General features: G+C 71.2%; 14 protein-coding genes. 7 read left to right on the forward strand and 7 right to left on the reverse strand.

What is annotated here, in order from left to right:
• Positions 1-223: 223 nt before the first annotated feature.
• Positions 224-928 (reverse strand): HAD family phosphatase, encoded by a 705-nt coding sequence (locus ACFYP4_RS27755; RefSeq protein WP_358853471.1) that lies wholly within the window; start codon positions 926-928, stop codon positions 224-226.
• A gap of 225 nt (positions 929-1,153) precedes the next feature.
• On the reverse strand, positions 1,154-4,696 hold the full coding sequence (gene metH, locus ACFYP4_RS27760) for a methionine synthase (protein ID WP_388788976.1): 3,543 nt from the start codon (positions 4,694-4,696) through the stop codon (positions 1,154-1,156).
• Between the two features lie 351 nt (positions 4,697-5,047).
• Here metH and ACFYP4_RS27765 point away from each other — a divergent pair, with 351 nt between their 5' ends.
• From ACFYP4_RS27765 to ACFYP4_RS27790, 6 genes are all read left to right on the forward strand, one after another.
• Entirely contained in the window at positions 5,048-5,812 is a 765-nt protein-coding gene (locus ACFYP4_RS27765; RefSeq protein WP_358853473.1) for an IclR family transcriptional regulator, read from the forward strand.
• Positions 5,813-6,154: 342 nt separating this feature from the next.
• On the forward strand, positions 6,155-6,946 hold the full coding sequence (locus ACFYP4_RS27770; RefSeq protein WP_358853474.1) for an MIP/aquaporin family protein: 792 nt from the start codon (positions 6,155-6,157) through the stop codon (positions 6,944-6,946).
• Positions 6,947-7,010: 64 nt separating this feature from the next.
• Positions 7,011-8,561, forward strand: coding sequence for a glycerol kinase GlpK (gene glpK, locus ACFYP4_RS27775; RefSeq protein ID WP_358853475.1), 1,551 nt, complete (start codon positions 7,011-7,013; stop codon positions 8,559-8,561).
• Between the two features lie 7 nt (positions 8,562-8,568).
• Positions 8,569-10,185 (forward strand): FAD-dependent oxidoreductase, encoded by a 1,617-nt coding sequence (locus ACFYP4_RS27780; RefSeq protein WP_388788981.1) that lies wholly within the window; start codon positions 8,569-8,571, stop codon positions 10,183-10,185.
• Positions 10,186-10,326: 141 nt separating this feature from the next.
• Positions 10,327-10,998, forward strand: coding sequence for a FadR/GntR family transcriptional regulator (locus tag ACFYP4_RS27785; RefSeq protein WP_388788984.1), 672 nt, complete (start codon positions 10,327-10,329; stop codon positions 10,996-10,998).
• A gap of 202 nt (positions 10,999-11,200) precedes the next feature.
• Positions 11,201-12,331: a PAC2 family protein gene (locus ACFYP4_RS27790; protein ID WP_388788986.1), complete on the forward strand. Its 1,131-nt coding sequence runs from the start codon at positions 11,201-11,203 to the stop codon at positions 12,329-12,331.
• A gap of 127 nt (positions 12,332-12,458) precedes the next feature.
• Here ACFYP4_RS27790 and mshC read toward each other — a convergent pair whose 3' ends face one another.
• The 4 genes from mshC to ACFYP4_RS27810 form a co-directional block, all read right to left on the reverse strand.
• Entirely contained in the window at positions 12,459-13,688 is a 1,230-nt protein-coding gene (gene mshC, locus ACFYP4_RS27795; RefSeq protein WP_388788989.1) for a cysteine--1-D-myo-inosityl 2-amino-2-deoxy-alpha-D-glucopyranoside ligase, read from the reverse strand.
• A gap of 239 nt (positions 13,689-13,927) precedes the next feature.
• The gene (locus ACFYP4_RS27800) at positions 13,928-14,746 is read right to left on the reverse strand and encodes an SCO1664 family protein (RefSeq protein ID WP_388788992.1); all 819 of its coding nucleotides are present in this window, start codon (positions 14,744-14,746) and stop codon (positions 13,928-13,930) included.
• Positions 14,710-15,300 (reverse strand): DUF3090 domain-containing protein, encoded by a 591-nt coding sequence (locus ACFYP4_RS27805; RefSeq protein WP_358853481.1) that lies wholly within the window; start codon positions 15,298-15,300, stop codon positions 14,710-14,712. Before ACFYP4_RS27805 ends, ACFYP4_RS27800 begins: the two co-directional genes overlap by 37 nt.
• Positions 15,301-15,417: 117 nt before the next feature.
• Entirely contained in the window at positions 15,418-16,104 is a 687-nt protein-coding gene (locus ACFYP4_RS27810) for a histidine phosphatase family protein (protein WP_358853482.1), read from the reverse strand.
• Positions 16,105-16,166: 62 nt separating this feature from the next.
• On the opposite strand from ACFYP4_RS27810, the gene corA reads away from it, so the two are divergent.
• Positions 16,167-17,165: a magnesium/cobalt transporter CorA gene (corA, locus tag ACFYP4_RS27815; protein ID WP_388788996.1), complete on the forward strand. Its 999-nt coding sequence runs from the start codon at positions 16,167-16,169 to the stop codon at positions 17,163-17,165.
• Positions 17,166-17,221: 56 nt separating this feature from the next.
• Here corA and ACFYP4_RS27820 read toward each other — a convergent pair whose 3' ends face one another.
• Positions 17,222-18,010, reverse strand: a complete 789-nt coding sequence (locus tag ACFYP4_RS27820; protein ID WP_388788999.1) for a ferritin-like domain-containing protein — start codon at positions 18,008-18,010, stop codon at positions 17,222-17,224.
• Between the last annotated feature and the right edge of the window lie 194 nt (positions 18,011-18,204).

The following is an 18,204-nucleotide window of genomic DNA, read 5'->3' on the forward strand; positions in this document are numbered from 1 at the left end:
CGCACGGTTCCACCAATCAGGACACAAGGGCACACCCGGTACCCCCGAAAAGGGGGATTCAGCACAACGCCGCCTTGTTGTCGACCCCCGGATGCGTGAGGAACGTCACAGTGTCAACTCGGCTGACAGGTACCGGAATTCGGCCATCCGGCTTGGCTGTCAATTGCCCGGGCCGTCACTCCGGCAATTTCCGCGCATTCGGTCCCACACGCTGAGTGAACTTCTAGCGCATTTCCGCCGTCACGAGGCCCCGCAGAAATCGCAGATCCACCTCTTCGAGAGACGACACGACGGTGCGCCGCGGGGCGGGCGCGATGGGCGACACGGACGGCACGGCGACCACGTGGCAGCCGGCCGACTCGGCGGCCGCGACGCCGGTCGCGGTGTCCTCGATGACCGCGCACCGGGCCGGGTCGGCGCCGAGCCCCGCAGCCGCCAGCAGATACGGGTCGGGGAACGGCTTGGTCCGCTCGACCTCGTCGCCCGCGACGGTCAGCGCGAAGTACTGGGGGCCCACGGAGGCCAGGACGCGGTCGATGATGCGCCGGTGCGAGGCGGAGACCAGGGCGGTGGGGATCTCGTGCGCGGCGAGTTCCGCGAGGAGTCGGGCGGCCCCCGGCATCAGCGGGAGCGTCCGGCCGATGCGGTCCTCGAACCCGTCGTTGAGGAGCACGCTCAGCTCGGCCAGGGTGATGTCGGCGCCGGTCGCCTCGATGAGGAAGCCGGCGCTGCGGGTCATGGGGCCGCCCACCACGACATGGCGCCAGGAGTCGTCGAGGACGTGGCCGAGGGAGGCGAAGACCTCGACCTCGACGTCCCACCAGAAGCCCTCGGTGTCCACCAGGGTGCCGTCCATGTCGAGGAGTACGGCCTGCAGGGCTGAGCCCTCGGCCGTACGGGTTCCGAGCGCGGGGACCGTACTGGTCATCCGGGCGCACCTCCTTGAGGGACGGTCAGGCCGGCTGCCCCTTTCGATCAGGGGGCAGCCGGCCTGCAGTGGACCGACCAGTGTACGACGTGTCCGGCGGGTATGCCTCGGCGGACGCTCGCACATGCCTCCAGGGACGCCCGGGCATGCCTCGTGTCACGCCTGAGCCCGCCCTCGCGGGGGCGGGCTCAGGGCGTCCGGCGTGCCGGGCGTGCTCGGGAGGACTCAGCGTGCGTTGAAGTACTTCGCCTCGGGGTGGTGGATGACGATCGCGTCCGTGGACTGCTCCGGGTGGAGCTGGAACTCCTCGGAGAGGTGGACGCCGATGCGCTCCGGTTCGAGCAGCCGGGCGATCTTGGCGCGGTCCTCCAGGTCGGGGCAGGCGCCGTAACCGAGGGAGAAGCGGGCGCCGCGGTACTTGAGGTCGAACATGTCCTCGACGGCGGCGGGGTCCTCTCCCCCGAAGCCGAGTTCGGCACGCACGCGTGCGTGCCAGTACTCGGCCAGCGCCTCCGCCAACTGCACGGACAGGCCGTGCAGTTCGAGGTAGTCGCGGTAGGCGTTGGCCTCGAAGAGCCTGGCGGTCTCCTCGCCGATCCGGGATCCGACGGTGACGACCTGGAGGCCGACGACGTCCGTCTCGCCCGACTCCTCGGGCCGGAAGTAGTCGGCGAGGCAGAGGCGACGGCCGCGGCGCTGGCGCGGGAAGGTGAAGCGGGTGCGCTCGTTGCCCCGCTCGTCCAGGAGGATCAGGTCGTCGTCCTTGGACACGCAGGGGAAGTAGCCGTAGACCACGGCGGCTTCCAGCAGGTTGCCGGTCTGGAGCTGGTCCAGCAGTCCGCGCAGCCGGGGCCTGCCCTCGCTCTCCACGAGCTCCTCGTACGTGGGGCCGTCGCCCGTGCGTGCCTGCTTGAGGCCCCACTGGCCCTTGAACAGGGCGCCCTCGTCGAGCCAGGAGGCGTACTCCTTGAGCTGGATGCCCTTGATGACGCGCGAGCCCCAGAACGGCGGCTCGGGCACGGGGTTGTCGACGGCGACGTCGGAGCGGACGTGCCCCTCCTCCGGCCGTTCCTCGGTCACGACGGTGGCCGCCGGCCGTACCCGGCGCTGCTTGAGCTCCGGCAGCGCGGCCCCCGGCACACCGCGCTTGACGGCGATCAGCGCGTCCATCAGGCGCAGGCCCTCGAAGGCGTCGCGGGCGTAGCGGACTTCGCCCTCGTAGATCTCGTGCAGGTCCTGCTCCACGTATGCCCGGGTCAGGGCGGCGCCGCCGAGGATGACGGGGTAGTCGGCGGCCAGCTTGCGCTGGTTCAGCTCCTCCAGGTTCTCCTTCATGATCACGGTGGACTTGACCAGGAGGCCGGACATGCCGATGACGTCGGCGCGGTGCTCCTGGGCGGCCTCCAGGATCGCGGAGACGGGCTGCTTGATGCCCAGGTTGACGACCGTGTAGCCGTTGTTGGACAGGATGATGTCGACGAGGTTCTTGCCGATGTCGTGCACGTCGCCGCGGACGGTGGCAAGGACGATGGTGCCCTTTCCCACCGCGTCTTCGCCGTCGGCGACTTTCTCCATGTGCGGCTCCAGGTGGGCCACCGCGGTCTTCATGACCTCGGCCGACTGGAGCACGAAGGGGAGCTGCATCTGGCCGGAGCCGAAGAGTTCGCCGACGACCTTCATGCCGTCGAGGAGCGTCTCGTTGACGATGTCGAGGGCGGGACGCTCCGTGAGCGCCTCGTCGAGGTCCTGCTCCAGGCCGTTCTTCTCGCCGTCGATGATGCGGCGCTTGAGCCGCTCGTCCAGGGGCAGGGCGGCCAGTTCCTCGGCGCGGCCGGCCTTGAGGGACTTGGTGGTGGCTCCCTCGAACAGGGCCATCAGCTTCTGGAGCGGGTCGTAGCCCTCGCGGCGCCGGTCGTGGATCAGGTCGAGGGCGGTGCTGACCTGATCCTCGTCGAAGCGGGCGATCGGCAGGATCTTGCTGGCGTGGACGATCGCCGAGTCGAGGCCCGCCTTGACGCATTCGTCGAGGAAGACCGAGTTGAGCAGGACGCGCGCGGCCGGGTTGAGACCGAAGGAGATGTTCGACAGGCCGAGTGTGGTCTGTACGTCGGGGTGGCGGCGCTTGAGTTCGCGGATCGCCTCGATCGTCGCGACGCCGTCCTTGCGGGACTCCTCCTGGCCGGTGCAGATCGTGAAGGTCAGACAGTCGATGAGGATGTCCGACTCGTGGATGCCCCAGTTGGCCGTCAGGTCCTCGATCAGCCGCTCGGCGATGGCGACCTTGGTCTCGACGGTGCGGGCCTGGCCCTCCTCGTCGATGGTCAGCGCGATCAGCGCGGCGCCGTGCTCCTGGGCGAGCCTCGTGACCTTCGCGAAGCGGGACTCGGGGCCGTCGCCGTCCTCGTAGTTGACCGAGTTGATGACGGCGCGCCCGCCGAGCTTCTCCAGTCCGGCACGCAGCACGTCGACCTCGGTGGAGTCGAGGACGATCGGCAGGGTGGAGGCGGTGGCGAAGCGGCCGGCGAGTTCCTCCATGTCGGCGACGCCGTCACGGCCCACGTAGTCGACGCAGAGGTCGAGCATGTGCGCGCCCTCGCGGATCTGGTCGCGGGCCATCTCCACGCAGTCGTCCCAGCGGCCCTCCAGCATGGCCTCGCGGAACTTCTTGGAACCGTTGGCGTTGGTGCGTTCACCGATCGCCATGTAGGCGGTGTCCTGGCGGAACGGCACGGTCTGGTAGAGGGAGGCGGCGCCGGGCTCGGGGTGCGGGTCCCGGGGGGCGGGCGACAGCTCGCGGACCCGCTCGACGACCTGGCGCAGGTGCTCCGGGGTGGTGCCGCAGCAGCCGCCGACCAGGGAGAGGCCGTACTCGCGTACGAAGGTCTCCTGGGCGTCGGCCAGTTCGGGAGCCGTCAGCGGGTAGTGCGCGCCCTCCTTGCCGAGGACGGGCAGGCCAGCGTTCGGCATGCAGGAGAGCGGGATGCGCGAGTGGCGGGCCAGGTAGCGCAGGTGCTCGCTCATCTCGGCGGGCCCGGTGGCGCAGTTCAGGCCGATCATGTCGATGCCGAGCGGTTCGAGGGCGGTCAGTGCGGCGCCGATCTCCGAACCGAGCAGCATGGTGCCGGTGGTCTCGACGGTGACCGAGACGATGACGGGCAGGTCCAGTCCGGTGGCGTCCAGCGCGCGGCGGGCGCCGAGGACGGCGGCCTTCGTCTGGAGCAGGTCCTGGGTGGTCTCCACCAGCAGGGCGTCCGCGCCGCCGGCGATCATGCCCTCGGCGTTCCGCTGGTAGGCGTCGCGCAGGAGGGTGTACGGGGCGTGGCCGAGGGTCGGCAGCTTGGTGCCGGGGCCCATGGAGCCGAGCACCCAGCGCTGCTGTCCGCTGGACGCGGTGAACTCGTCGGCGGCTTCGCGGGCGATGCGGGCACCGGCCTCGGACAGCTCGAACACGCGCTCGGGGATGTCGTACTCGCCGAGCGCGGAGTGGTTGGCGCCGAAGGTGTTCGTCTCGACGCAGTCGACGCCGACGGCGAAGTACGCCTCGTGGACGGAGCGGACGATGTCGGGCCGGGTGATGTTCAGGATCTCGTTGCAGCCTTCGAGGTTCTCGAAGTCCTCGAGCGTCGGTTCCTGTGCCTGGAGCATCGTGCCCATCGCGCCGTCGGCCACCACCACCCGGGTGGCGAGCGCTCGGCGGAGGGCGTCGGTTCGGGTCCGGCTCTCCGCTGCCGCGGACGAGGGGGAAGAGGGGTTCGGCGACGAGGCCATGAATGATGCTCCCTGGAGTGCGACGGCTGTCGGCTTTGCGCTTCCCATGGAAGGCGCACGCCGTCAGGGTAGCCCGGAGCGCCACGGTCCGGACGGGACGTCCACGGGGCGGACGGGCGTGGCGTGCGGAAAGGACCCCGTGCGTACGAGTACGACGGCGGCGCGGTCCCGGGACGCCCCGGGCGGGCCGCGCGCGCCGAACTCGACCGGGTGGCGCCGGACAAGGGAAGGAGACGGATGTGCGCCGCGTATTAGCGGGAGGTCGGCAAGGACCGGTAGTGTTCGACATTGCCGAACGGCGGCAGCGCAGAGGCTCGTCGACGGCCGAAGGGGACGGAGGGCAGCACGGCGATGGCACGGAACATCCAGTCGCTCGAGCGGGCGGCCGCGATGCTGCGCCTGCTCGCGGGCGGTGAGCGGCGGCTCGGCCTGTCGGACATCGCCTCCTCGCTTGGCCTCGCCAAGGGTACGGCCCACGGCATATTGCGGACCCTCCAGCACGAGGGCTTCGTCGAGCAGGACACCGCGTCCGGGCGGTACCAGCTGGGCGCCGAGCTGCTCCGGCTGGGCACCACCTATCTCGATGTGCACGAACTGCGGGCGCGCGCCCTGGTGTGGACGGACGACCTGGCCCGTTCCAGCGGCGAGAGCGTCTATCTCGGGGTGCTCCACCAGCAGGGTGTCCTGATCGTGCACCACGTGTTCCGGCCGGACGACAGCCGTCAGGTGCTGGAGGTGGGCGCCATGCAGCCGCTGCACTCCACGGCTCTCGGCAAGGTCCTGACGGCGTACGACCCGGTGGCGCACAGCGAGGTCCTGGAGGCCGAGCGCAAGACGTTCACGGCCCGGACCATAAGCGAGCCGGACGAGTTCGAGGGTGTCCTCGACCTGACGCGCGCGCGGGGGTACGCGGACGACGTCGAGGAGACCTGGACGGGTGTCGCGTCGGTGGCCGCCCCGATCCACAACCGGCGCCGGATGCCGGTCGGGGCCGTGGGCATCACCGGGGCCGTCGAGCGGATCTGCAAGGACGGGGAGCTGCGTCCCGAGCTGATCGCCGCGGTGCGCGACTGCGCCCGCGCGGTGTCGCGCGATCTGGGTGCCGGGCGGTTCTGAGGACACGTACGTGAGGCCGGGACGCCAGGGGCGTCCCGGCCTTCGTCGTGCCACCCCGGGGAGGCCTGTCGGCGCACGTCGGCGGCCTGCTCGGGGGCTCGGCGGGACCGATAGCCCGCAGCGATCAATAACGATCGTGTTTTCGATAACAGAACCCTTGACGATCCGCAGACGGCGGAGCGAGACTCCCGTCCATCGGTCGGCATTGTCGAACACCTACCGGCAATAAGCGTTAGGGTGTGACAGTGCCAAGGGCCGAATCGCTCTCACTCCCCGAGAGCACGAACCACCGGCGGGACCCGGGGTTCGGCTTCCCCTGGACGAAGGACAAAGGAGTCGCGGGTGTCCAGCTCCGACATCTTCATCGGCGAGACCATCGGTACCGCCGTACTCATACTGCTCGGCGGTGGCGTGTGCGCCGCCGTCACGCTGAAGCGCTCGAAGGCTCTCAACGCCGGCTGGCTCGCGATCACCTTCGGGTGGGGTTTCGCGGTCCTGACGGCCGCCTACCTCGCGGGCGGCGTCTCCGGCGCTCATCTCAACCCCGCGGTCACGATCGGCCTCGCCATCGAGGGCGGCACCGAGTGGAGCGATGTCCCGCTCTACCTCGGCTCCCAGCTCCTCGGCGCCATGATCGGCGCCGTGCTGGTGTGGATCACGTACTACGGGCAGTTCCAGGCCCACCTCACGGACCCGGAGATACTCGCGGCCCAGCCGGCCGAGGAAGCCCTGGTCGACCAGAAGGCGGCGCCCAAGGCCGGTCCGGTCCTGGGCATCTTCTCCACCGGCCCCGAGATCCGCAACGTGGCGCAGAACCTCGTCACCGAGATCATCGCCACCGTCGTCCTGGTCCTCGCGATCCTGACCCAGGGCCTGAACGACGGCGGCAACGGACTGGGCGTCCTCGGCGCCCTGGTGACCTCGCTCGTGGTCGTCGGCATCGGCCTCTCGCTCGGCGGTCCGACCGGCTACGCGATCAACCCGGTCCGTGACCTCGGTCCCCGTATCGTGCACGCCCTGCTGCCGCTGCCGAACAAGGGCGGGTCCGACTGGGGCTACGCCTGGATCCCCGTGGTCGGACCGCTGATCGGCGGCGCCGTCGCGGGCGGTCTCTACAACATCGCCTTCAAGTGAGCCCCCGGCCCATCACCGCCGACGGCGGCCCGAGCACGCCACCCGAGACTTCCTGGAGCACACCGTGACCGACGCACACACCGCCGGCCCCTTCATCGCCGCCATCGACCAGGGCACGACGTCGAGCCGCTGCATCGTCTTCGACCGGGACGGCCGCATCGTCTCCGTCGACCAGAAGGAGCACGAGCAGATCTTCCCGAAGCCGGGCTGGGTGGAGCACAACGCCACCGAGATCTGGACCAACGTCGAGGAGGTCGTCGCCGGAGCCATCGAGAAGGCCGGCATCACCCGCGACGACATCAAGGCCATCGGCATCACCAACCAGCGTGAGACCACGCTGCTGTGGGACAAGAACACCGGTGAGCCCGTCCACAACGCCCTCGTCTGGCAGGACACCCGCACCGACGCCCTCTGCAAGGAGCTCGGCCGCAACGTCGGCCAGGACCGCTTCCGCCGCGAGACCGGCCTGCCGCTGGCCTCCTACTTCGCCGGTCCGAAGGCCCGCTGGCTGCTGGACAACGTCGAGGGCCTGCGCGAGCGCGCCGAGGCCGGAGACATCCTCTTCGGCACGATGGACAGCTGGGTCATCTGGAACCTGACCGGCGGCGTCAACGGCGGCAGGCACGTCACCGACGTGACCAACGCCTCCCGCACCATGCTGATGAACCTGCACACGCTGGAGTGGGACCCGAAGATCGCCGAGTCGATCGGCGTCCCGCTGTCGATGCTCCCGGAGATCCGCTCCTCCGCCGAGGTGTACGGCGAGGTCACGGGCGGCAAGCTGGGCGACCTGCTCGGCGGCATCCCGGTCGCCTCCGCGCTCGGCGACCAGCAGGCGGCCCTGTTCGGCCAGACCTGCTTCTCCGAGGGCGAGGCCAAGTCCACGTACGGCACCGGCACGTTCATGCTGATGAACACCGGCGACAAGATCATCAACTCGTACAGCGGGCTGCTGACCACCGTGGGCTACCGGATCGGCGACCAGGACCCGGTCTACGCCCTGGAGGGCTCGATCGCCGTCACCGGTTCGCTGGTCCAGTGGATGCGCGACCAGATGGGCCTGATCAAGTCGGCCGCCGAGATCGAGACGCTCGCGTCGTCGGTCGAGGACAACGGCGGCGCGTACTTCGTGCCGGCCTTCTCCGGCCTGTTCGCCCCGTACTGGCGCCCCGACGCCCGCGGTGTGATCGCCGGCCTGACCCGCTACGTCACCAAGGCGCACATCGCGCGCGCCGTCCTCGAGGCCACCGCCTGGCAGACCCGTGAGATCAGCGACGCCATGACGAAGGACTCCGGCGTCGAGCTCGCGGCCCTCAAGGTCGACGGCGGCATGACCTCCAACAACCTGCTGATGCAGACCCTCGCCGACGTCCTGGACGCACCCGTGGTGCGCCCGATGGTCGCCGAGACCACCTGCCTCGGCGCCGCCTACGCCGCCGGTCTCGCCGTCGGCTTCTGGTCCAACACCGAGGACCTGCGCGCCAACTGGCGCCGGGCCGCGGAGTGGACCCCCAACATGGCCGCGGAAACCCGCGACCGCGAGTACAAGAGCTGGCTCAAGGCCGTGGAGCGGTCCATGGGCTGGCTCGACGATGGAAACACTGGCGAGGAGTAAGACCCGCATGAGTACCCAGACCACCCTGCAGTCCGTGCCTGCCCTCGGTACGCACCCGGCCTCCGGCTCCGCCCCGAGCCGCGCCGAGACCCGGGAGCAGCTCTCCAAGGCAACGTACGACCTTCTCGTCATCGGCGGCGGCATCCTGGGCATCTCCACCGCCTGGCACGCCGCGCAGTCCGGGCTGCGGGTGGCTCTGGTCGACGCCGGTGACTTCGCCGGCGCCACGTCCTCCGCCTCCTCCAAGCTCCTCCACGGCGGCCTGCGCTACCTGCAGACCGGTGCGGTGAAGCTGGTGGCGGAGAACCACTTCGAGCGCCGCGCGGTCTCCCGCCAGGTGGCTCCCCACCTGGCGAACCCGCTGACCTTCTACCTCCCCGTGTACAAGGGCGGCCCGCACGGCGCCGCGAAGCTCGGCGCGGGCGTGTTCGCGTACTCGGCGCTGTCCGCCTTCGGCGACGGCGTCGGGCACCTGCTCTCCCCCGCCAAGGCCCAGCAGGACGTCCCGGAGCTGCGCACCGAGAACCTGAAGGCCGTGGCCGTGTACGGCGACGACCAGATGAACGACGCCCGCATGGCGCTGATGACGGTCCGCGCGGCCGTCGAGTCCGGCGCCGTCGTGCTCAACCACGCCGAGGTCACCGGCCTGCGCTTCACCCGGGGCCGGGTCACGGGCGCGGAGCTGAAGGACCGTACGACCGGGGACGAGTTCGGCGTCGACGCGCGTCTCGTCCTGAACGCGACCGGCCCCTGGGTCGACCACCTGCGCAAGATGGAGGACCCGAACGCGGCGCCCTCCATCCGGCTGTCGAAGGGCGCGCACCTGGTCCTCAAGCGCACCTCCCCCTGGAAGGCCGCGCTCGCCACCCCGATCGACAAGTACCGCATCACCTTCGCCCTCCCCTGGGAGGACATGCTGCTGCTCGGCACGACCGACGAGGAGTACGAGGGCGACCCGGGCGAGGTCGCCGTGAACGAGAAGGACATAGCCCAGATCCTGGACGAGGCCGCGTTCTCGGTCCGCGACCAGCAGCTGTCCCGTGACCTGATCACCTACTCCTTCGCCGGCCTGCGGGTGCTGCCGGGCGGACCCGGCGACACGTCGAAGGCCAAGCGGGAGACCGTGGTGACGGAGGGCCGCGGCGGCATGCTGTCCATCGCCGGCGGCAAGTGGACCACCTTCCGCCACATCGGCCGTACCGTCATGCAGAAGCTGGAGTCGCTGCCGGGCCACCCGCTCGGCGAGGACTTCGAGCCGGTCAAGGCGCTGCCGAAGAAGCTGCCGCTGCCGGGTGTCGCCAACCCCCGTGCCGTGGCGCACCGGCTGCTGGTCGACGGCCCGGCGCCCGGCCCGCGCATGGCGGCCGACACCGCCAGGCACCTGGCCACGCACTACGGCTCGCTGGCCTTCGACATCGCGCGCCTGGCCAACGAGAACCCGGAACTCGGCAAGCGCGTCCACCCGGACGCCCCGGAGATCTGGGCCCAGGTCGTCTACGCCCGGGACCACGAGTGGGCCGAGACGCCGGACGACGTGCTGCGCCGCCGTACGACGCTGACGATCCGCGGGCTCGCCACCGACGAGATCCGCGCCAGGGTGCAGGGCCTGCTCGACGAGAAGTAGGCGTCCGAGCGGGAGTGAGGGGCGGATCCCACGGGGGGATCCGCCCCTTCCGCGTGCCCGGGCCGGCTGCCGCGCCGAGGCGGCCTGCGCGCCCCCATACTGTCGTGAGACATCGGATGTCTGAGCGACAGGGGCTCCGCCATGGCAGTCACGGACGAGGCGATCGAGAAGATCAAGGAGATGATCGTCTCCGGTACGCTGCGGCCCGGCGACCAACTCCCCAGGGAGAGCGAACTCGCCGCCGTGCTCGGGCTGTCCCGCAACTCCCTGCGCGAGGCGGTGCGCGCGCTCTCCCTCATCCGCGTCCTCGACGTACGGCAGGGCGACGGGACCTACGTCACCAGTCTGGACCCCCAACTCCTGCTGGAGGCGCTGAGTTTCGTCGTCGACTTCCACCGCGACGACACCGTCCTCGAGTTCCTGGCGGTGCGCCGGATCCTGGAGCCGGCCGCGACGGCACTGGCCGCCCCGCGCATCGCCGAACAGGAACTGGACGCGCTCACCGCCCGGCTGGACGCACTCGGCGGCACGCCCTCGGTGGACGAACTCGTCGCCTGCGACCTGGAGTTCCACCGTGTCATCGCGCGGAGCTCCGGGAACACGGTCCTGAGCTCCCTGCTCGAAGGGCTGTCCGGGCCGACCACCGGGGCCCGCGTCCGGCGCGGACTGGCCCAGCGGGACGCGGTCGGCCGCACGCTGCACGAGCACCGGGCCATCCTCGCCGCCCTGCGCGACCGGGACGGGGAGGCGGCCCGGTCGTGGGCGACGGTGCACATCGCGAGCGTGGAGCAGTGGCTGCGATCGGCCCTCTGACCCCTCGTCGGCCGGCTGCTGCCGACGGCCGCGCGTGGTGCCGTGCGGCCGGCCGGGCACAGCTCGGATGACTGACGGGTGTTCCCGGGTGGTGTTCGGGGCAGTGATCCGTTCACTCCCCCGTGCAAGGGGGCTGCGGAGGCGCCCCGCGCACGCCGTAAGGTTGGGACGTACGCGAGGGCACGTCGGAAGGAGGCGCTGGGTGATCGAGCTCGAGGGGGTTCCCGAGCTGGTCGACCCGGTCATGGTGGCCGCGTTCGAGGGCTGGAACGACGCCGGTGACGCCGCCTCCGCCGCGGTCGCGCATCTCGACCGGGAATGGAAGGGCGAGGTGTTCGCGGCGCTCGACGCCGAGGACTACTACGACTTCCAGGTCAACCGCCCCACCGTGTGGCTGGACGGCGGCGTCCGCAAGATCACCTGGCCGACGACGCGGCTGTCCGTGGTCCGGGTCGGCGGCGACAGGCCGCGCGACCTGGTGCTGGTCCGGGGTATCGAACCGTCCATGCGCTGGCGCTCGTTCTGCAACGAACTGCTGGGGTTCGCGCACGAGCTGGGCGTGGAGCTGGTGGTGATCCTGGGCGCCCTGCTCGGCGACACCCCGCACACCCGTCCTGTTCCGGTCAGCGGTGTCACCTCCGACGCCGACCTGGCCCGCACGATGGATCTGGAGGAGACCAAGTACGAGGGCCCGACGGGCATCGTCGGCATCCTCCAGGAAGCGTGCACGCACGCGGGCGTACCGGCGGTGTCGCTGTGGGCGGCGGTGCCGCACTACGTGTCGCAGCCGCCCAACCCGAAGGCGACCCTGGCCCTGCTCAACCGTCTGGAGGACCTCATCGACCTGCGCATCCCGCTGGGCGATCTGGCCGAGGACGCGCGGGCCTGGCAGCTGGGCGTGGACCAACTGGCCGCCGAGGACAGCGAGGTCGCCGAGTACGTGCAGACGCTGGAGGAGGCCCGGGACACCGCCGAGCTGCCCGAGGCGTCGGGTGAGGCGATCGCCCGCGAGTTCGAGCGTTATCTGCGGCGCCGGGACGGCGGCGGTCCCGCGGCACAGCCCGGGGGGCACGCCACGGAGAGCGGCGAGCCCGCGTCGTACCTGCGCGACACCCCCGCGGGCCGGGGCCGTCCGAAACCGCAGCGGCCCGGCCCCGAGCCCGAGTCCGACGCCGGGGCCGGCGCGGAGACGGGCGCCGGGGACACCGGCACCGAGGGCGCCCCGGGTTCGCCGGGATCGCCGGGTTCTCCAGACGCGACGGGCTCCCCGGGGACTCAGGGTTCCTCCGGTTCGCCGGACTCCCCGGACTCCTCCAACGGCACGGAGGACTGAACGGCAGGGGCGGTGCGCGCGACGCGCACCGCCCCTCGGCCGCCGTACGCCTTCTCGATCCCCCGGCCGCCGTACGCCTTCTCGATCCCCGTGCGGCGGGTGAGGCGCCGCGCCCGGTGGCCGTCGGTTACAGCGCGACGCCGAGCAGCGCGTCCACCGCACGCGAGGCCACGCCGGGCGCGCCCTCGTCCGTGCCGCCGTGCTCGTGCTGGACCGCGGCCCAGCGGTCGACCGCGGCGAGCGCGGACGGCGCGTCCAGGTCGTCGGCGAGAGCGGCGCGGATCTCCTCGACGAGCGCGTCGGCGGAGGGTCCGTCGGGCCGCGACACCGCGGCGCGCCAGTCCGCCAGCCGAGCGACCGCTTCTTCGAGGACCGCGTCGGTCCACTCCCAGTCGGCCCGGTAGTGGTGCGCGAGGAGCGCGAGCCGGATGGCCGCCGGGTCGACGCCGTCGCGCCGCAGCTTCGAGACGAAGACCAGGTTGCCCTTGGACTTCGACATCTTCTCGCCGTGGAGCGCGACCATGCCGGCGTGGACGTACGCCTTGGCCATGGGGAACTCGCCGGTCAGCACCTGGGCGTGCGAGGCGCCCATCTCGTGGTGCGGGAAGGCGAGGTCGGAGCCGCCGCCCTGGACGTCGAAGCCCATTCCGAGGTGGTCGAGCGCGATGGCCACGCACTCGATGTGCCAGCCGGGGCGTCCCCGGCCCAGCGAGCCGCCGTCCCAGCTCGGCTCGCCCTCGCGGGCCGCCATCCAGAGCATCGGGTCGAGGGGGTTCTTCTTGCCCGGCCGGTCGGGGTCGCCGCCCCGCTCGGCGGACAGCAGGCGCATCGCGGCGGCGTCCAGATTCGACACCTGGCCGAAGTGCGGGTCGGACTCGACGGAGAAGTAGACGTCGCCTTCGAGCTCATAGGCGGCGCCGGCGTCGCGCAGCCGCTCGACGAGCGGGACGATGCCCGGTATCGCCTCGACGGCACCGATGTAGTGCTTCGGCGGGAGCATCCGCAGGGCCGTCATGTCCTCGCGGAAGAGGGCGGTCTCCTTCTCGGCCAGTGCCACCCAGTCGACGCCGTCGCGCTCGGCCCGCTCCAGGAGCGGATCGTCGACGTCGGTCACGTTCTGGACGTAGTGGACCTGCCGCTTCGTGTCGAGCCACACGCGCTGCACGAGGTCGAACGCGTTGTAGGTCGCCGCGTGTCCCAGGTGGGTGGCGTCGTACGGCGTGATGCCGCAGACGTAGATACGGGCGACGGGACCGGGGTCGAGGGTGACGAGCCCACCGGTCGCGGTGTCGTGGATCCGGAGGTCGCGGCCCTCACCGGGCAGGGCGGGGACCTCAGAAGCGGGCCAGGCATACATGCCCTGAGCCTAACCGGACGGGAGTTCCGTATACGAACCGGACCGGGAACGACGGCCGCGAGGGCGGTCCTGCCGGACCTCTCGGCACCGACGCGCGGCACGGGCCGAGGTGCCTGGTGCGGCGCGGCAGACGTGCCTGTGTGCGGCGCGGGCAGACGTGCCGACGGGCGGTGCGGGCGGTCGCACCCCGGCGACGTGCCCGCGGCAGGTGCTCCCGGCCCGTCGGGTGCCTGGTCCCGTCACACCGGTGGCCAGGGAATCGCCGGCCACTCCCCGCTCGGCTCCGGGTGCTTTCCCGAGGCGAGCAGGGCGTCGACCCGCGCCCGGGTGGCGTCGGTCTCGGCGGGCGTGACGAGTTCCGCCAGCCGGGTGGCCAGCGGTGCGCCGGGCGCCAGGGAGCCGCGCAGTGACGTGAGCACCTCGACCGCCTCGGAGGTGAGCGGCTCGCCCGCCCAGCCCCACAGGAGCGTGCGCAGCTTGTTCTCGGCGTTGAAGGTGACCCCGTGGTCGATGCCGTACAGCCGGCCCTCACCCGCGGGCAGCAGATGGCCGCCCTTGCGGTCCGCGTTGTTGATCACGGCGTCCAGCACGGCGAGCCGTCGCAGCCGCTCGTCGTCGGCGTGCACGAGCAGGGCCGTACGCCCCTCGCCCACGTCGGCGAACGCGATGGCCTTCCAGCCCGCCCCGGGCTCCTCGCCGTCCACCAGCGCGAGCAGCTCGGAACCGGCCTCCCCCTCGATCCACAGCTGGCACATGCCCTCGCCGTACGGCCCGTCCCGCAGCACGGTGGGCGGCACGAGCCCCCAGCCGGTCGCTTCGGAGACCTCGTACGCAGCGACCTCGCGCTGCGCCAGCGTCCCGTCCGGGAAGTCCCACAGGGGCCGCTCCCCGGCGACCGGCTTGTACACGCAGAACGCCTCCTGCCCGTCGTGGGAGACGGAGCAGTGCAGCACCGCGTTGGAGGCCTCACGGATCCGTCCGCGCACCGTGAGCTCGCCGCGGGCGAGCAGCTCGGTCGTGGTCACGCTCCGCGGCGGTATCCGTTCTGGCGCGGACATACGTGTCCTTCCGGGTCGAGCGGGAGGCTGCACAGCGGGCAGGGCGGCCGGCCCGCGTTGACGACATCGAGGGCGCGTTTGGCGAAGGCCCGGGCCTGCGCCCCGGTGAGCCGGACCCGGAGCATCGGCGGGCCGTTCTCCTCGTCCTGGAGGAGCCGCTCCTCGGCCTCCGCGAGGTCCTCGTCGGAGTCGGCGTCCAGCTCCACCAGGGCCTGCGCCTCGACGATCATGCGCTGCTCGTCGCCGTCCCAGGCCAGGGCCATGGTGCCGACCCGGAACTCCTCCTCCACGGGGGTGTCCAGCGGGGCGGTGTCGGAGACCTCGGCGGGAGCGACGGCGGGTACGGGCGCACTGCCGCCGGTCCGCCGTACGACCTCGTCGAGCAGCTCTTCCATCCGCTCGGCGAGTGCGGCCACCTGCGTCTTCTCCAGGGCCACGCTGGTCACCCGCGGGCCCGAGGTGGCCTGCAGGAAGAAGGTACGGCGCCCGGGCAGCCCGACCGTACCGGCCACGAAACGGTCCGGGGGGTCGTAGAGGAACACCTGACGGGACACGTCCTGTCTCCATGGGGATCTGCGTCGGGACCGGCCGGACGGATCAGCCGTCGGTCCGCACCGGTTGCTGACAACTGCTGCGCTGCTTCGAACGCTTCACCCTACTGCGGCCGACGATCACGGTGCGCCCGCACCGCCCCCGACCGGGGCGTCACCGCCCGGGCTCTCCTCGCGCGGCGCCAGCGAGGCGAGATCGCCGGTGTCGCCGAGCCGGACGAGAAATGGCCGCATACGGGTGTAACGGATCACGGTGATGGAAGACGGTTCCACAGAGATCCGCTGGAAGAGGTCGAGATGAAGTCCGAGTGCGTCCGCGACAAGGGACTTGATGATGTCGCCGTGCGAGCACATGAGGTAGACGGCGTCACCGCCGTGATCGCGCTCCACGCGCGCGTTCCACTCGCGTACCGCCTCGGCGGCACGCGTCTGCATCGCGCGCATGGATTCCCCGCCGGGGAACGCCGCGGCGGAGGGGTGCGCCTGCACGACCTCCATGAGCGGTTCGTCCTTGAGCTCGGCGAGCTTGCGGCCGGACCAGTCGCCGTAGTGGCACTCGCCGATGCGGTCGTCGCTGTGCAGGCGCAGTCCGGGGCGGGCGTCGAGCAGGGGGCGTACGGTCTCCTGGCAGCGCTGGAGCGGGCTGGCGACGACCTCGGAGATCGGCAGGCCGTCGAGTCTGCCGGGGAGCGCGGCGGCCTGTGCGCTGCCGCGTTCGTCGAGGGCTACGCCGGGCGTCCAGCCGGCGAGGAGCCCCGCGGTGTTGGCGGTGGAACGTCCGTGCCGGACGAGGATCAGGGTGGGCATGCGGCCCAGCCTAGGACGGGGCCGGTGTGTCGGACGGCTCGGAAGGCAGGAGAATACGCTCTGTGATCGTCGACTGTGCCATCTACCGCGACGGGCGCCGCTCTCAGGGCCCCGACGACCTCTCCGACGCCCTGGACGCCGCCCGCGACCAGGACGACACCTTCCTCTGGATCGGTCTCCACGAGCCGACCGCGGAGGAGTTCGCCCACGTCACCAGCGAGTTCGGGCTGCACCCGCTGGCGGTCGAGGACGCCCTGAAGGCGCACCAGCGCCCCAAGCTGGAGGTGTACGACGACTCGGTCTTCATGGTCCTGAAGCCGGTCACGTACGAGCAGGACAGCGACGCGGTGTCCTCCGGCGAGCTCATGATCTTCCTGGGTGACTCCTTCATAGTCACCGTGCGGCACGGCGAGGGGGCGCCGCTGAAGGAGGTGCGGCACCGGCTGGAGCAGGACCCGGAGATGCTCAGGCACGGTCCGACGACGGTGCTGTACGCGATCGCCGACGCCACGGTCGACCACTATCTGGACGTGGCGACCGAGCTGCAGACCGACCTGGAGGAGCTGGAGAGCGAGGTCTTCTCGCCTTCCGACGGGGGAACGCGCCACACCGCGTCCCGCATCTACACGTTCAAGCGGCAGATCCTGGAGTTCCGCCGGGCCACCGGCCCGCTGGCGATCCCGATGACCCGCCTCGCGGGCACCGGCTCGTTCAGTACGGGACTGCCGTTCGTCGCGGAGGAGACGCAGCCCTTCTTCCGGGACGTCAGCGACCACCTGACGCGTGTGAACGAGTCGGTGGAGGGCCTGGACCGGCTGGTCTCCGACATCCTCTCCGCTCACCTGGCGCAGATGAGCGTCCGGCAGAACGACGACATGCGGAAGATCTCCGCCTGGGCCGCCATGGCCGCGCTCCCGACGATGATCGCGGGAATCTACGGCATGAACTTCGAGCACATGCCCGAGCTGCGCTGGGTGTGGTCGTATCCCACCGTGATCCTGCTGATGGCGGTCCTGGAGGTCGGGCTCTACCGGATGTTCAAGCAGCGGGGCTGGCTGTAGCGGCCCGGTCCGCGCGGGCCCGCGCCTGCGGGGTGCGCGGGCGGGAGCCGTCCGGTTCAGGCGAACTCGGGCGCCGTCGCGGGGGGCCCGTCGAGCGCGCCGCGCCGCTCGGGCATCGCCAGCCGGACCATGCGCCGCCAGCCCGCCAGCCGTTCGTAGGCGTACACGGCGTGGATGCCCGCGGCGAGCGTCGCCGACCTGGCCTTCGACCAGCCGAGGATGCGCCCCATGTGGCTCATCACGGCGAGGCTGACGTCGCGGTAGACGCGGATCTCGGCCAGCGCGCACTCCCGCAGCGTCCGCTGGATGGTGCGGCCGTGTCCGGCGTGCGCGAAGCGCAGCAGTTCCTCGTGGCAGTAGGCGAGGTGGTTGTCCTCGTCCTGGGAGATCATCCGGACCGCGCGGCCGATGTCGGGGTCGTCGGCGAAGTGCTTGCGCAGCAGCTCCATCTGCTCGGAGGCCCGCTGCTCGGTGACCCTGCTGTGCGCGAGGTAGGTGACGACGTCCGGGACGGTCAGCGGCCGGTCGGCCCTGAGCTTCTCGTGCGGCAGACCGATGCCGTGCCGTTCGAGGAGCATCGTGTAGTCGGTGTCGGGCGGGACCTCGACGGGCCGCAGGCCGCGTTTCTTGATGAGGGCGTGGAAGATCCGCCCGTGTTTGTCCTCGTCGGCGCCGTGCCGGGCGATCTTGGGGGCGAGTCCGCGTTCGCCCGGCGGCACGAGCGCGGCGATGCGGGCGTTCTCCCAGCCGCCCTGCGCCTCGCCGCTGGCAGCGATGGAGCAGAAGAGCCGGAACGACTCGTCGTTGTCGAGGATCTCCTGGAACAGACTCCTGGCCGAAAGCATCACTGCCCACCTCTCTGCGGGACTCCGCAGAGAACGAGTCAAATGCCGTCGGGAGGGGGCGGCAACACCTGCGCCGGACGGCTCCGCCGAACGGGGGACGGTGCCGCCCGTTCCGGGGCGTAACCGAAGGGGCGGGTGGCGCGTTGTTCTCCGTGACGGCCGTGGCGGGGAAGACCCCCGAGCCCCCACCACGG

The sequence above is a fragment of the Streptomyces sp. NPDC005551 genome (assembly GCF_042871785.1).
Lineage (GTDB): Bacteria > Actinomycetota > Actinomycetes > Streptomycetales > Streptomycetaceae > Streptomyces.